Here is a 13,964-nt window from a genome sequence, read left to right as displayed (position 1 = left end):
ATGTCCAAACCACGCAAACCCAAGGGCCGGCCGATTTCCGGTTGGCTGATCCTCGACAAGCCGGTGGATTTCGGCTCGACGGAAGCCGTTTCCAAGATCAAGTGGCTCTTTAAGGCGCAAAAGGCCGGTCATGCCGGCACGCTCGATCCGCTCGCCTCCGGCATGCTGCCGATCGCGCTCGGCGATGCGACGAAGACCGTTCCTTACGTGATGGACGGCCGCAAGATTTATGAATTCACGGTCAGCTGGGGCGAGGAGCGCGCGACGGACGATCTCGAGGGCGACGTGACCGAAAGCTCGGACACGCGCCCGAGCGAACAGCAGATCCGCGATATCCTGCCCAGCTATATCGGCACCATCAGCCAGGTACCGCCGCAGTTTTCGGCGATCAAGATATCGGGTGAACGCGCCTATGATTTGGCGCGCGAAGGCGAAGTTGTCGAAATCCCCTCGCGCGAAGTCGATATCTTCCGGCTGACATTGCTCGCCTGCCCGGATGCCGATACCGCGCATTTCGAAGTCGAATGCGGCAAAGGCACCTATGTCAGGGCGCTTGCCCGCGATTTCGGCCGGGAACTCGGCTGCTACGGCCACGTGTCCGGGCTGCGGCGCACCTTCGTCGCGCCGTTTGCGGAAGAGGCCATGGTGCCGCTCGCAGACCTCGTGGCGCTGGAGGCGATCGAAGATTCGGACGAGCGGCTTGCGGCCCTCGATGCGCTGCTGATCAACACCTGCGAGGCGCTGTCGGCCCTTCCCCATCTCGTCATCAACGACGACCAGGCGCACCGGCTGAAGATGGGCAATCCGATCCTCGTGCGCGGCCGCGATGCGCCGATTGCCGAAAGCGAAGCCTATGCGACGGCCCGCGGCAGGCTGATCGCGATCGGCGAGATCGGCCAGGGCGAGTTTCGCCCGAAGCGCGTTTTCGGCTGAGCTGATTGTTCGCGAAGGCGATTGCCTGTCGATAACGATGCGATATCTTCCTTTCGGGCCATGGCGGCCCGAGGGGGCCATGGCGGCCCGAGGGGAAGACCATGCGCGTAATCGCTATCGGAATACTGACGTTCTTTTCGATGTTCCTCACTGCTGCCGGCGCCCAATCCGCCGAGCGCTGGGCCGAGCTCCCGGCCTTTCCTGCAATGCCCGTGCCGAAGACAAGCGGCATGGCCGATGTGAACGACATCAAGATGTATTACGCCGAATATGGTGAAGGCGACCCGATCCTCTTCATCCATGGCGGTCTTGGAAATGCCGAGGTCTGGGGTCATCAGATCGCCAATTTCGCGAGGGATCATCTGGTCATCGTTGCCGACAGCCGCGGGCATGGGCGCTCGACGCGCAGCCAGCAGCCCTTCGGCTACGATCTGATGACCTCAGATTATGTCGCGCTTCTCGACCATCTGAAGATCGGCAAGGTGACGCTTGTGGGATGGTCCGACGGCGGCATCATCGGCATCGACATGGCGATGAACCATCCGGAAAAGCTGACGCGCGTCATCGCCCAGGCGGCAAACGTCACCATCGACGGCGTAAAGCCGGATGTGATGAGCAACAAGACCTTCAACGACTACATCGCCGTCGCCGGCGACTATTATCGGAAGCTGTCGCCGACACCGAACGAGTACGACGCCTTCGTCACCCAGATCTCGGAGATGTGGGCGACACAGCCGAGCTGGACGGCAGCAGACCTTGGAAAGATCACGGTGCCGGTCACGCTCGCCATCGGCGACCATGACGAGGCGGTGAAGCTCGACCATACTGAAATGATGGCGAAAGAAATTCCGGGCGCAAAGCTCGTGATCCTGAAAGACGCCAGCCATTTCGCCATGCTGCAGGATCCTGCAGGTTACGATGCAATGATCCGCGAGGCCATGGCGGGCCGCTGAAAACCGCCGCGGGAGCTCCCCTCTTTCCATTGCTGCTTATTTGGTTTATAGGCAGCGCCAGCGTCAGGTTCGCCTGCTCGCATTCACGGCCAAAGCTGGACGACATCCCGGCTTTTGGCGACCTTTATCTCCTCTCTTAGAAAGGATCACCCGATGTCGATCACTGCTGAGCGCAAGTCTGCGCTGATCAAGGAATACGCAACCGTCGAAGGCGATACCGGTTCTCCGGAAGTCCAGGTCGCGATCCTGACCGAACGCATCAACAACCTGACCGGACACTTCAAGGACCACAAGAAGGATAACCATTCCCGCCGTGGCCTGTTGACGATGGTTTCGAGCCGCCGCTCGCTTCTTGATTATCTCAAGAAGAAGGATGAAGGCCGCTATTCCAAGCTGATTTCCAGCCTGGGTATCCGCCGCTAAGATTGTCCGGCGGGCGCTTTCGGAGTGCCCGCCGGATCTGTTTCGGGACATGGTTCCCGATGAAATGTTCCAGCCGCGCCCTATCTTCAAGCGGTGGAAAAGACCGGCGGACCCGGATGGGCCGGTTCTGCCAAACCAACCGTTGACCTGTCATGGGGCAGGATTGCCGGATGCTTTCGGCCAAGGCTTCTCGAGGCTTTGGCCTGGTTTTCTCAGGGAACCTCGGATTTATCGAGGAACCCAAGGATGAAAAGCCTCCCGTTGTCTTGCCCGTGATACGTCACATTATTTGCGGTCGACTGTGCGCTGCGCCTTGATATCGGCGATGGCGCGTGCTCCCGCATTGAAGGACAAGTCATGTTTAATACGCACACAGTCGAAATCGAGTGGGCCGGCCGGCCGCTGAAGCTCGAAACCGGCAAAATCGCCCGTCAGGCCGACGGCGCGGTTCTCGCCACCTATGGCGAAACCGTGGTTCTCGCCACCGTCGTTTCCGCCAAGGCTCCGAAGCCCGGCCAGGACTTCTTCCCGCTGACGGTCAACTACCAGGAAAAGACCTACGCAGCCGGCAAGATCCCCGGCGGCTACTTCAAGCGCGAAGGTCGTCCGTCTGAAAAGGAAACGCTGGTTTCCCGCCTGATCGACCGCCCGATCCGCCCGCTGTTCCCGGAAGGCTACAAGAACGACACGCAGGTCGTCGTGACCGTCGTTCAGCACGACCTTGAAAACGATCCCGACGTATTGTCGATGGTTGCTGCGTCTGCAGCGCTCACGCTCTCCGGCATTCCCTTCATGGGCCCGGTCGGCGGTGCGCGCGTCGGCTACATCAACGGCGAATATGTTCTCAACCCGCATCTCGACGAGATGGACGAATCGAGCCTCGACCTCGTCGTCGCCGGCACCTACGACGCCGTTCTGATGGTCGAGTCCGAAGCCAAGGAACTGAACGAAGACGTCATGCTCGGCGCCGTCATGTTCGGCCACAAGGGCTTCCAGCCGGTTCTCGACGCGATCATCAAGCTCGCCGAAGTTGCCGCCAAGGAACCGCGTGATTTCCAGCCGGAAGACCATTCCGAACTCGAAGCCGAAATGCTCAAGCATTTTGAAGCTGAACTGCGCGAAGGCTACAAGATCACCCAGAAGGCTGATCGCTATGCAGCCGTCGATGCCGTCAAAGCAAAGGTCAAGTCTCACTTCTTCCCCGAAGGCGTCGAGCCCAAGTACAGCGCCGAAGTCATCGGCGCCGTCTTCAAGCACCTGCAGGCGAAGATCGTTCGCTGGAACATCCTCGACACCAAGAGCCGCATCGACGGCCGCGACCTGTCGACCGTTCGTCCGATCGTTTCGGAAGTCGGCCTCCTGCCGCGCACCCATGGTTCGGCGCTGTTCACCCGCGGTGAAACGCAGGCGATCGTCGTTGCCACGCTTGGCACCGGCGAAGACGAGCAGTATGTCGACAGCCTGACGGGCATGTACAAGGAGCGCTTCCTGCTCCATTACAACTTCCCTCCCTACTCGGTTGGCGAAACCGGCCGCATGGGCTCCCCGGGCCGCCGCGAAATCGGCCACGGCAAGCTCGCATGGCGCGCGATCCGTCCGATGCTGCCGACGCCTGAGCAGTTCCCCTACACGCTCCGCGTCGTCTCCGAAATCACCGAGTCGAACGGCTCGTCCTCGATGGCGACCGTCTGCGGTACTTCGCTCGCTCTGATGGACGCCGGCGTTCCGCTGGCAAAGCCGGTTGCCGGTATCGCCATGGGTCTGATCCTGGAAGGCGATCGCTTCGCCGTGCTCTCCGACATTCTCGGTGACGAAGACCACCTCGGCGACATGGACTTCAAGGTTGCAGGGACCGCCGACGGCATCACCTCGCTGCAGATGGACATCAAGATCGCCGGTATCACCGAAGAGATCATGAAGGTCGCCCTTGGCCAGGCCCAGGGCGGTCGCGCCCACATTCTCGGCGAAATGTCGAAGGCCATCACCGAAAGCCGCGGCCAGCTCGGCGAATTCGCTCCGCGCATCGAAGTCATGAACATCCCGGTCGACAAGATCCGTGAAGTCATCGGCTCCGGCGGCAAGGTCATTCGCGAAATCGTCGAAAAGACCGGCGCGAAGATCAACATCGAGGACGACGGCACCGTCAAGATTGCCTCCTCCTCCGGCAAGGAGATCGAAGCGGCCCGCAAGTGGATCCACTCGATCGTTGCCGAGCCCGAGATCGGCCAGGTCTACGAAGGCACGGTTGTCAAGACCGCCGACTTCGGCGCCTTCGTCAACTTCTTCGGTGCCCGCGACGGCCTCGTTCACATCTCGCAGCTCGCTTCCGAGCGTGTTGCCAAGACGCAGGACGTCGTCAAGGAAGGCGACAAGGTCTGGGTCAAGCTGCTCGGCTTCGACGAACGCGGCAAGGTTCGCCTGTCGATGAAGGTTGTCGACCAGGCCACCGGCCAGGAGATCCCGAACGAGAAGAAGAAGGAAGAAGCGGCCGAATAAGCCGCGCCTTCCAGATTTAGTTCCGGGCGCGGGAATTCTTCCGCGCCCTTTTTGTATCCTGGTTTTGCGCATGTCGTGGTCGCAAAACCGCTCAACACTTTTGCGCGACATGCTTTTAACGAGACGAGACCCATGAGCCGCGAGACGCTGAAGACCCTGTTCCATCCCTTTGCCAGCGGCACAGTCGCGGCGCCCAGCGAGGGCGAGCGCGTGCTCTTCCTCGGCGCCGAGGCCGGCTTTGCGCTGCCGGACGGCTTTGCCGCCTCGCTCAGCGCCGTCCAGGGCTTCCGGCCGCTCTACCGGCAGCTGCTGGCGCAGCGGATCGAAGCAAAGCCCGAGATCGACGGCGAGGACTACGATGCCGCCCTGGTGCTCTGCACGAAGCACAAGGGCGAGAACGAGGCCAATCTCGCCGCGGCAATCGCCCGCACGCGGGTCGGCGGCCTGATCGTCGTTGCCGGCGCCAAGGAAGACGGCATCCAGCCGCTGCGCAAGCGCCTCGAAGGTTTCAACCTCGCAATCGACCATATGCCGAAATATCACGGTGTCGCCTTCTGGTTCGGCCGCCCTGCCGATGCCGACGAGATCGTCTCCAAGCTGGCAAAGGCGCCGGCGCGCGTCGACGGCCGCTTCCATGCGACTGCCGGCATGTTCTCGCATGACCGGATCGATGCCGGGTCGGAACTGCTCGCCTCGCGGCTGCCGCAGGATTTTGCCGGCGACGTTGCGGATTTCGGCGCCGGATGGGGTTATCTCTCCGTCGAGATGGCGCAGAGATCGCGTGGATTGACCCGCCTCGACCTCTATGAGGCCGATCACGCGGCTCTGGAGGCTGCGAGGGGTAATCTGGCGGAGAACTGCCCGAAGGCGCCTGCGCGCTTCTTCTGGCACGATCTGGCGGGCGAGCCGGTCAAGGACAAATACGATCTCGTCATCATGAACCCGCCTTTCCACGAAGGGCACGCCGCCGATCCGGCGCTCGGCCAGGCAATGATCGAGACCGCCGCATCCGCGCTTCGCGGCGGCGGCCGCCTGATGCTGGTCGCCAATCGCGGCCTGCCCTACGAGCCGGTTCTGTCGGCGAATTTCAGGGAAAGCGGCGAAACCTGCCGCAACGCCCGCTTCAAGGTGCTGTGGGCGAAGAAGTAAGGGTCAGGCCTCGAACCTTTCCCTTTCATCGGTCGAAAGAAAAAAGGCCGTGCGCATCATCTGCGCACGGCCTTTTGAGTTTCAAATCGAGGTAGCAGCTAGTCGACGTCCGCCCTGCGCAGCGCGTCCAGCGTCGGCATGGAGGTGACGTTGAAGCCGGCGTCGACGAAATGGATTTCGCCGGTGACGCCGGCGGAAAGGTCTGAAAGCAGGTAGAGGGCCGAACCGCCGACCTGGTCGATGGTCACGGTCTTGCGCAGCGGCGCATTGCGCTGGTTCCAGGAGAGGATTGCGCGAGCGTCCGAGATGCCGGCGCCGGCCAGCGTCCGGATCGGGCCGGCCGATATGGCGTTGACGCGGATGCCGCGCGCACCGTAATCGGCGGCGAGATAACGCACCGAAGCCTCGAGCGCTGCCTTGGCGACACCCATGACGTTGTAATTCGGGATGACGCGCGTCGAACCATTATAGGTCAAGGTCAGCATCGCGCCGCCGTCTTCCATCAACGGAGCACAGCGCTTGGCGATCTCGGTGAAGGAGAAACAGGAAATGACCATGGTGCGGCTGAAATTCTCCCGCGTCGTATCGGCGTAGAGACCCTTCAGCTCGTTCTTGTCGGAAAAGCCGATGGCGTGGACGATGAAATCGAGCTTGCCCCAGCGCTCGCTGATCGCGTCGACCACGGTATCGACCGAGGCGACGTCCTCGACATCGCAGGGCAGCACGAAATCCGAGCCGACTTCGGCAGCCAGCGGCTTGACGCGCTTGCCCAGCGCATCGCCCTGATAGGTGAAGGCGAGTTCCGCACCCTGTGCGGCGAGAGCTTTTGAAATCCCCCAGGCGATCGAATGGTTGTTTGCGACGCCCATGATGAGGCCGCGCTTACCCTGCATGATTCCCGACATGTTGTTATCCGTTATAGCGCTGGAAGACCAGCGTGGCGTTGGTGCCGCCGAAGCCGAAGGAGTTGGAGAGAGCGATGTCGACCTTCGCATCGTCGATACGCTTGCGCACGATCGGCACGCCTTCGAATTCCGGATCGAGCTCGGAGATATGAGCGCTTTCGCCGATGAAGCCATGCTGCATCATCAGCAGGGAATAGATCGATTCCTGTACGCCGGCTGCACCCAGCGAATGACCGGTTAGCGACTTGGTCGACTGGATATGCGGGATCTTGGCGCCGAATACCTCGCGGATGGCGCCGATTTCCTTGCTGTCGCCGACCGGCGTCGAGGTGCCGTGGGTGTTGACATAGTCGACATCGCCTTTGACGGTGGCGAGCGCCTGGCGCATGCAGCGGATGGCGCCCTCGCCCGAGGGGGCCACCATGTCGTAGCCGTCCGAGGTTGCGCCGTAGCCGACGATTTCGGCGTAGATCCTGGCGCCGCGGGCCTTGGCGTGCTCCAGTTCCTCGAGCACCAGCACGCCGGCGCCGCCGGCGATGACGAAACCGTCGCGGTTGACATCATAGGCGCGCGAGGCGGTATCGGGCGTATCGTTGTACTTGGAGGACATGGCGCCCATGGCGTCGAAGAGGTTGGACATCGTCCAGTCGAGATCTTCGTGGCCGCCGGCGAACATCACATCCTGCTTGCCCCACTGGATCATCTCGGCGGCGTTGCCGATGCAATGCGCCGATGTCGAGCAGGCCGACGAGATCGAATAATTGACGCCGTGAATTTTGAACCAGGTGGCGAGCGTGGCCGATGCGGTGGAGGACATCGCCTTCGGCACGGCGAAGGGGCCGATGCGCTTCGGGCTGTTGTTCTTCACGGTGATCTCGGCCGCCTCGATCAGGGTGCGGGTCGACGGACCGCCGGAGCCCATGATGATGCCGGTGCGCTCGTTCTGAGCGTAGTCCTTCTCTTCCAGCCCGGAATCGGCAAGTGCCTGCTTCATGGCGACATGGTTCCAGGCGCCGCCCTGCGACAGGAAGCGCATGGCGCGGCGATCGACCAGTTCGGTTAGCTCCGCCGAACCGAGCTTGGGGCTGCCCCAGACCTGGCACTTGAAGCCGTGCTCGGCGAAGTCGCTGGAGAAGGAGATACCCGACTTTGCCTGCCGCAAGGATTCGGTGACTTCGGCGGCGTCGTTTCCGATCGAGGACACGATACCCAGACCCGTGACAACTACCCGTCTCATCTGATCAAACCTTTTTTGTTTCGTGAGCCGCTTGAGATACGGTTCAGGCCGTCTTGTCTTTCGAGAGACCGACGCGAAGATCGGCCGCCTGGTATATGGTCTCGCCGTCGGCCTTCAGCCAGCCGTCGGCCGTGCCGAGGACCAGACGGCCGCGCATGACACGCTTGAAGTCGATGCCGTATTCGATCAGCTTCGTCTGCGGCCGGACCATGCCCTTGAATTTCACTTCGCCGGTTGACAGCGCCATGCCGCGGCCTGCCTCGCCGAGCCAGCCCAGGAAGAAACCGGTCAGCTGCCACATGCCGTCAAGGCCGAGGCAGCCCGGCATGATCGGATTGCCTTCGAAATGGCAGGGAAAATACCAATCGTCAGGGCGTACGTCGTATTCGGCCCTGAGGTATCCCTTGTCGAAGGTCCCGCCCGTTTCGGAAATATCGGTGATGCGGTGAACCATCAGCATGGGCGGCAGGGGAAGCTGCGCATTGCCGGGCCCGAACAGCTCGCCATGTGCGCAGGCGATGAGTTCGTCGTACGAGAAGCTGGACTGTCTGGTCGTCATAAAGTTTCTTTTCCCTCCCGCGTGAGCCCATGGATGTGGTGTAGTCCAAGTTCTTCAGAAAATGAAGCACGAGCAAGGCAGCTTCATTCACGGTCTCGGACCAAGCTTGCGCTATTATTTGGTGGTCGCATACAGGAAGGCCAGGGCTGCGACCAGACCTATTTGCGTCAAAAGCCCGTTTTGGCCGCGTTTATCAGGCTCTTGTCCCCATTGAACTATTGAAAGGCTCCGGTGCAAAAGTTATACCGCTTGAAGAAACATGATTGATTTATGCAGGAATAACCGGAGTTGGTTTTGATGACGGGTGCACTCCCGATCGCCATAGAGGTAAGGCTGCGCGGCGCGGGCCTGCGCCCCACCCGCCAGCGTGTCGCGCTTGGCGACCTCCTGTTTGCTAAGGGCGACCGGCATCTGACCGTCGAGGAACTGCATGAGGAGGCTGTTGCCGCCGGCGTGCCGGTGTCACTGGCAACCGTCTACAACACGCTGCATCAGTTCACCGAAGCCGGTCTCATCCGCGTTCTCGCCGTCGAGAGCGCCAGGACCTATTTCGACACCAATGTTTCCGACCACCACCATTTCTTCGTCGAAGGCGAAAACGAGGTGCTCGATATTCCCGTCAGCAACCTGACGATCGCCAACCTGCCGGAGCCGCCGGAGGGGATGGAAATCGCCCATGTCGACGTGGTGATCCGCCTGCGGGCAAAGCAGGGCTGACGACGCCGCCGCTTCACATCACATCGTCGGGATGCCGGCCGGGCTTGTGCCTGTAGGTCGGAAAAGTCCAGCCGAACCACAAGGCTCCGCCGCGCACCGCAAAGGCCGCCACGACGCCGCAGGCAGACGCCAGATAGAGCGGCATTCCCAGGCCATTGGCGAGCGTGAACACACCGGCGCCGATCAGGGCTGCGGTGACGTAGATTTCCGGCCTGAGCAGCACCGAAGGCTCGTTTGCCATCAGATCGCGCAGAATGCCGCCGAAGGTCGCCGTCAGCGTGCCGGTGACGATCGCGATGGTCGGCGAACCGGTGGCGGCAAGGCCCTTGGCGGCGCCGAGCACGCAATAGGCGGCAAGACCGATCGCATCCAGCCAGATCAGCAGCCGATAGCGCGATTCCAGCAGGTGGGCGGTAAAGAAAACGACGACGCCCATGGCGCAGCAGACGAGGATATAGCCGGGGTTCAGCACCCAGAAGACCGGCACGCGGCCGAGCACGATATCGCGCACGGTGCCGCCGCCCGTTCCCGTCACCATGGCGAAAAATAGAAAGCCGATCAGGTCCAACTGCTTGCGCGAGGCGGCAAGCGCGCCTGTCGCGGCAAACAGCGCAATGCCGGCATAATCGAGATAGACGAGCAAGGACATGCGGACCCCGGAACCGGCTTATGTTTTTGCCGAAAGAACCACGATGGCAAGGGCGGCGCAAGGCGGCGGCGCCATAAAGCCGAAGTCTTTATTCGATGCATGCCGTCGTCCCAAATCCGCCGCACACATTCGGGCGACATGCATCAGGCTGCAGAGCCTTTTATCCAAATGAGGAAAGCCGTGAAACCGCTGGTGCTCGCCGTTCTGAATATCGCCCTGCTGCTCGTCATGCCGGCTGTCGCCTTCGGCCAGCAATCGCTGATTTCCGATCCGGAGATCTACGAGAAGAAACATTTCCAGGAGCAGTGCAAGACCGCCGAATTTTCCGACGGCTTCATCATCCGGCAGGACATCAACAATGACGGCCTGACCGATGCAGTGGTCAACGAGGGCCAGCTGACCTGCGATGGGCAGAAGGGGCCGCAGTGCAATGACGACGGCTGCACCTATAATTTTTATCTGCAGGTGGCGGAAGGCGGTTATTTCATGATCGCGACGGCGCAGATCTATGGCTACGACTTCGTCCAGCGCTTCGGCAACATGGTGCTGGCGATGAAGATGCATCCGCGTTTTTGCGACCGCACCGAAGGCGATCCCTGCACCGTGACGGCGCGCGTGCGCGGCACGAAATTCGTTACCATTTCAAAAAAGTAACTCAGCCCGGATAGAGCGCCGACGTCCGGCCGGCGAGATAATAGCCGACCAGGCCGTACCATTCGCGGATCGCCGTCGCCATGTTCTGCGCATTGAGGTTCGGCTGGGTGAAATCCAACCCCGGCCTGACCTCACCGTCGGTGCGATAATCGGTCGGCCAGGGCACGATATCGATGCCGAGCTTGCGGAAGATGCCGACGGAACGCGGCATATGAAAACCCGAGGTGATCAGCAGGCAATTGGCAAGCCCCTGGCCTGCAAGGAATTCCTTGGTATTGACGGCGTTTTCGAAGGTGGTGCGCGATTGCTTCTCCTCGATCAGACGATCCCTGCCGACGCCGAAGAGCGGGAAGAAACGCTCGGATGCCGCCGCATCGCCTTCATAGATGCCCGAAAGCGAGCCGTCGCCGCCCGACACCAGAATGCGCGACTGCGGAAATTTCTGCGCGAGCCGCAGGGCTTCGACGAAGCGGTCGGCGGCTGCGTTGAATTCTATGCCGTGGCGCGCCGTGTTCACCTCGTTTTCGAAAGCGCCGCCGAGCACGATCATGCATTGCAGGTTCTCCGGATCGGCGGCTGGCTTGGCGAAGCGCTGCTCAAGGCCCTGCATCATGAGGTTGCCGGCCGTGGTGTAGAGCGTGACGAAGAGGATGAGCGCCGAACCCGTTGCGCTAAGGATACCCAAGGTGCGCCAGCGCAACAGGCCGGCAAGCAAGGCAAGGAAGACGAGGAAGAATGCCAGCGACAGCGGCTGCGCGAAAATCCAGACAAGCTTCGAAATCAGGAACAAGACCTACTCCTTGAGTATGGGCGGCGGCCCTTCCTATCCGATTCGACGGTAACAGGAATGCGACGGCTCTATTTCGCCCGCGCGACGGCCGATCGATGCGGTGCGATCTTCTGGTTGAAGCGCCGCTGAAGCGGCCGGGGGATGAACATCGCGGCAAGTGCGAGCACCATGGCGAAGAGGGAGACCGCCCACAGCGCCTGCGCGCCGGTCTGCCGCGTCAGCACGGCGCCGGCGATCGCGCCGAGCACCATGCCGCCCCAGGGCACGATGTGGATCGTCCATTCGATATGGCGATCGCCGATGATCCAGCGGCCGATACCGCGGCCGAGACGCGACAAGGCGCCAGTCACATAAGTCAGCCCGATCGGCAAGCCTTCGATATGTTCGACGGCGGCGTTCACCATGCCCATGGCGAAAACGATCATGTAGAAGCGGGCGAGCAACAGGCCCTGCATCGTCATCACCGAGGCGAGCGCCAGGACGAGACCGACACAACCGAGCACCACGAAAATGCGGCGCTCGGAGACATGGGCGATGACGATGCCGGCCGCATTGCCGAGCACGAAAACGAGAATGGCGGAGACCAGCACCGCCGCGTGATAAAGATTGCCCTCGCTCAAGGCCAGCGCCGCCCGCGTCGTATTGCCGGTCATGAAGGAAACGAAATCGCCGGTCAGCAGCAGGCCGGTCGCATCGGTCATGCCGGCCAGAAAAGAAATCGAGCCGACGAGGCCAATCCCGGTCATGGTCCGTCGGGTGCGAATGAGACGGCGGCGTCTTGCTCTGGTCATTGCTCAAGGGTCCTGGGGCCGAATCGCTGAGATGCGGCAACAAGAATAATTCCTTTCATTGAGGAATTGGCAAAGACGACCAGGCGGGAGTGGAGCTGGACTTGAACGGCAAGACAATTTCGGCCATAGAGACAGGGTTGCTTCAGATCGAAGCTCCGTAAGCGTTTACGTCAATCAACGCGCAATCCGCCGGTCGGCGCTGCGCATTTGTTCTGATCGGCATCTTACGGAGATCAAAATGCCCAAAGGCAAACTTCCCAAACGTTACAATTCCGTCGTCATGCCGCTCATTCTGTCGCTGCTGATGACATCAGTCGTCTCGGCCATCAGCATCCTGCGAGTACAGGGCCTGACCGCGCCGGCCCTTGCCATGTGGCCCTCCGCTTGGGCACTTTCCTGGACAATCGCCTTTCCCGTCCTGCTCTTGGTGCTGCCGGTGGTGAAGCGGGTGACAGCCGCTATCGTCGAGATGTAAGCGCGAGGCGCCGGCGGGCTGTGGTAGCGGCCTGCCGGGGGCGACGCGGGGAGGTTAGAGTCGTTTCTTTGTGAAAGCTCTGCCCGAAGCCGACTTCAGATACTTCTCGAAAGCAAAGGCCTGCGCCTCGTCGGAGAAAGCGAGATAGGTCTTAAGCGACCAAGGGGCATATTTCGAGGTGTGAGAGACCGCTCCGGCGTTGTGTTTTGACAGGCGCGATTTCAGGTCGCCGGTCACGCCAACGTAATAGCGATCTGGAAATTCGACACTATGGAGGATGTAGACATACTTCATGGAAGTATCATAGCCCGCCTACGTTGCTTCGCAACTTCGGCGCGGCAGCCTTCGCTTCCTTCTCGCCTTCGTCGCGTCAAGCCTTCCGGCTTGCCGAGCCGAAGCTCGAAGAGCGTAGGCTGGTGGAGCTAAGCGGGAGACAACCCCGCCCAAGAAATCTCTCTTCTATGTCAAATAATTATTGAAATTCAGACACCTGTGGGACTAGATGTGGGTACTTTCCTGGGTACTCGGAGGCATTCTTGGCGTTCTCATCTGATCGCATGTTTTTGGAACTTCATGGCAACCAGTGGCGCGTTGTAGTGAACGTGCCGAAAAAGCTGCGTGCGGAACTTGGCACCAAACTGAAGAAATCGCTCGGGACAGACAGCCTCAAAGAAGCGAACCGGCTCAAATGGGATGTCATAGCGGACCTCAAAGCCACCATCGCACATGTGGAAAACCCATCGCTCTCGTTAGAGGCCGCCCGATCAGTAAGCCGCGAGCAGGCAATGCAGCAGGCCGTTCGGTTTGCCGACGAGCGTAAGCGTGCTTTCGATCCGACGCAGCGAGACGAGATAGATGAGGAGATCGATTGGCAGGCGGAGTCTCTTGCAGGTCGACCGATCGCCATTGACGCGGATGGCATTGAAGTATTCGACCACGATCGCTTACGTCTCGCTACGGATTTTTCTCAATTGGCGCGCGGGCACAGAACACCAATCGACCTTCATCACGAGAAGTTTCTGGCGATGTCACACGTCAAGGCTCGCACGTTGGCAGACGATAAGCGGGCCATGAAGCTCTTGAAGGATTGGTGCGAAAGGGCCGGTTGTTGATTTCCACTGAGAGCTGACCCGGCGTTTCCACCGAGAAGTGACCCGCCTTTAGGTATCGTTTGTGCTGGTCGTAGTGGTCAAGGTCCTGCGTTTCTCCTTCGTTGTTTTGGGCTCATGGGCC

At 60.9% G+C, this 13,964-nt stretch carries 16 protein-coding genes; 9 read left to right on the top strand and 7 right to left on the bottom strand.

Annotated features, from left to right (window positions below; all coding sequences use genetic code 11):
• From truB to GR197_RS00060, 5 genes are all read left to right on the top strand, one after another.
• Complete coding sequence (gene truB / locus GR197_RS00080; protein ID WP_164006025.1) at nucleotides 1–933, top strand: tRNA pseudouridine(55) synthase TruB; 933 nt, start codon at nucleotides 1–3, stop codon at nucleotides 931–933.
• Nucleotides 934–1,034: 101 nt separating this feature from the next.
• Nucleotides 1,035–1,886, top strand: a complete 852-nt coding sequence (locus tag GR197_RS00075; RefSeq protein WP_164006024.1) for an alpha/beta fold hydrolase — start codon at nucleotides 1,035–1,037, stop codon at nucleotides 1,884–1,886.
• A 153-nt stretch (nucleotides 1,887–2,039) separates the two neighbouring features.
• Entirely contained in the window at nucleotides 2,040–2,309 is a 270-nt protein-coding gene (rpsO, locus tag GR197_RS00070) for a 30S ribosomal protein S15 (RefSeq protein ID WP_007634179.1), read from the top strand.
• Between the two features lie 357 nt (nucleotides 2,310–2,666).
• Nucleotides 2,667–4,805, top strand: coding sequence for a polyribonucleotide nucleotidyltransferase (gene pnp / locus GR197_RS00065; protein ID WP_164006023.1), 2,139 nt, complete (start codon nucleotides 2,667–2,669; stop codon nucleotides 4,803–4,805).
• A 132-nt stretch (nucleotides 4,806–4,937) separates the two neighbouring features.
• On the top strand, nucleotides 4,938–5,954 hold the full coding sequence (locus GR197_RS00060; protein WP_164006022.1) for a class I SAM-dependent methyltransferase: 1,017 nt from the start codon (nucleotides 4,938–4,940) through the stop codon (nucleotides 5,952–5,954).
• 98 nt (nucleotides 5,955–6,052) lie between these two features.
• Here GR197_RS00060 and fabI read toward each other — a convergent pair whose 3' ends face one another.
• Genes fabI through fabA form a run of 3 tightly spaced genes read right to left on the bottom strand, consistent with a single transcriptional unit; the run spans nucleotide 6,053 to nucleotide 8,655 of the window.
• Nucleotides 6,053–6,859 (bottom strand): enoyl-ACP reductase FabI, encoded by an 807-nt coding sequence (gene fabI, locus GR197_RS00055; RefSeq protein WP_164006021.1) that lies wholly within the window; start codon nucleotides 6,857–6,859, stop codon nucleotides 6,053–6,055.
• A 4-nt stretch (nucleotides 6,860–6,863) separates the two neighbouring features.
• Nucleotides 6,864–8,096 carry a beta-ketoacyl-ACP synthase I gene (fabB, locus tag GR197_RS00050; RefSeq protein ID WP_164006020.1) on the bottom strand — a complete coding sequence of 411 codons (1,233 nt, stop codon included), beginning with the start codon at nucleotides 8,094–8,096 and terminating at the stop codon, nucleotides 6,864–6,866.
• 43 nt (nucleotides 8,097–8,139) lie between these two features.
• A complete protein-coding gene (fabA, locus tag GR197_RS00045; RefSeq protein ID WP_007634186.1) occupies nucleotides 8,140–8,655 on the bottom strand; it encodes a 3-hydroxyacyl-[acyl-carrier-protein] dehydratase FabA in 516 nt (171 codons plus the stop codon).
• A 297-nt stretch (nucleotides 8,656–8,952) separates the two neighbouring features.
• Between fabA and irrA the strand changes: the two genes are divergently transcribed.
• Nucleotides 8,953–9,372, top strand: a complete 420-nt coding sequence (gene irrA / locus GR197_RS00040; RefSeq protein WP_164006019.1) for an iron response transcriptional regulator IrrA — start codon at nucleotides 8,953–8,955, stop codon at nucleotides 9,370–9,372.
• 13 nt (nucleotides 9,373–9,385) lie between these two features.
• Here the strand turns inward: irrA and GR197_RS00035 are convergent, their stop codons facing one another.
• On the bottom strand, nucleotides 9,386–10,021 hold the full coding sequence (locus GR197_RS00035; RefSeq protein ID WP_164006018.1) for a trimeric intracellular cation channel family protein: 636 nt from the start codon (nucleotides 10,019–10,021) through the stop codon (nucleotides 9,386–9,388).
• Nucleotides 10,022–10,201: 180 nt separating this feature from the next.
• Between GR197_RS00035 and GR197_RS00030 the strand changes: the two genes are divergently transcribed.
• Nucleotides 10,202–10,675, top strand: coding sequence for a hypothetical protein (locus tag GR197_RS00030; RefSeq protein WP_164006017.1), 474 nt, complete (start codon nucleotides 10,202–10,204; stop codon nucleotides 10,673–10,675).
• 1 nt (nucleotide 10,676) lies between these two features.
• On the opposite strand, the gene GR197_RS00025 is transcribed toward GR197_RS00030, so the two are convergent.
• On the bottom strand, nucleotides 10,677–11,465 hold the full coding sequence (locus GR197_RS00025) for a YdcF family protein (protein ID WP_164006016.1): 789 nt from the start codon (nucleotides 11,463–11,465) through the stop codon (nucleotides 10,677–10,679).
• Between the two features lie 68 nt (nucleotides 11,466–11,533).
• Nucleotides 11,534–12,256, bottom strand: coding sequence for a YoaK family protein (locus GR197_RS00020; RefSeq protein WP_164006015.1), 723 nt, complete (start codon nucleotides 12,254–12,256; stop codon nucleotides 11,534–11,536).
• Nucleotides 12,257–12,494: 238 nt separating this feature from the next.
• Here GR197_RS00020 and GR197_RS00015 point away from each other — a divergent pair, with 238 nt between their 5' ends.
• Nucleotides 12,495–12,731: a DUF2798 domain-containing protein gene (locus GR197_RS00015; protein ID WP_164006014.1), complete on the top strand. Its 237-nt coding sequence runs from the start codon at nucleotides 12,495–12,497 to the stop codon at nucleotides 12,729–12,731.
• A 54-nt stretch (nucleotides 12,732–12,785) separates the two neighbouring features.
• On the opposite strand, the gene GR197_RS00010 is transcribed toward GR197_RS00015, so the two are convergent.
• Nucleotides 12,786–13,025: a GIY-YIG nuclease family protein gene (locus GR197_RS00010; RefSeq protein ID WP_164006013.1), complete on the bottom strand. Its 240-nt coding sequence runs from the start codon at nucleotides 13,023–13,025 to the stop codon at nucleotides 12,786–12,788.
• A 242-nt stretch (nucleotides 13,026–13,267) separates the two neighbouring features.
• Between GR197_RS00010 and GR197_RS00005 the strand changes: the two genes are divergently transcribed.
• Nucleotides 13,268–13,843, top strand: a complete 576-nt coding sequence (locus tag GR197_RS00005; protein WP_246724427.1) for a DUF6538 domain-containing protein — start codon at nucleotides 13,268–13,270, stop codon at nucleotides 13,841–13,843.
• Nucleotides 13,844–13,964: the final 121 nt, after the last annotated feature.

Origin of the sequence: Rhizobium phaseoli, from assembly GCF_010668805.1 — a bacterium.
In the GTDB taxonomy this organism is placed as follows: Bacteria; Pseudomonadota; Alphaproteobacteria; order Rhizobiales; family Rhizobiaceae; genus Rhizobium; species Rhizobium phaseoli_A.
The sequence above is the reverse complement of the archived record's forward strand: the minus strand, read 5'-3'. Positions and strand labels throughout refer to the sequence as shown.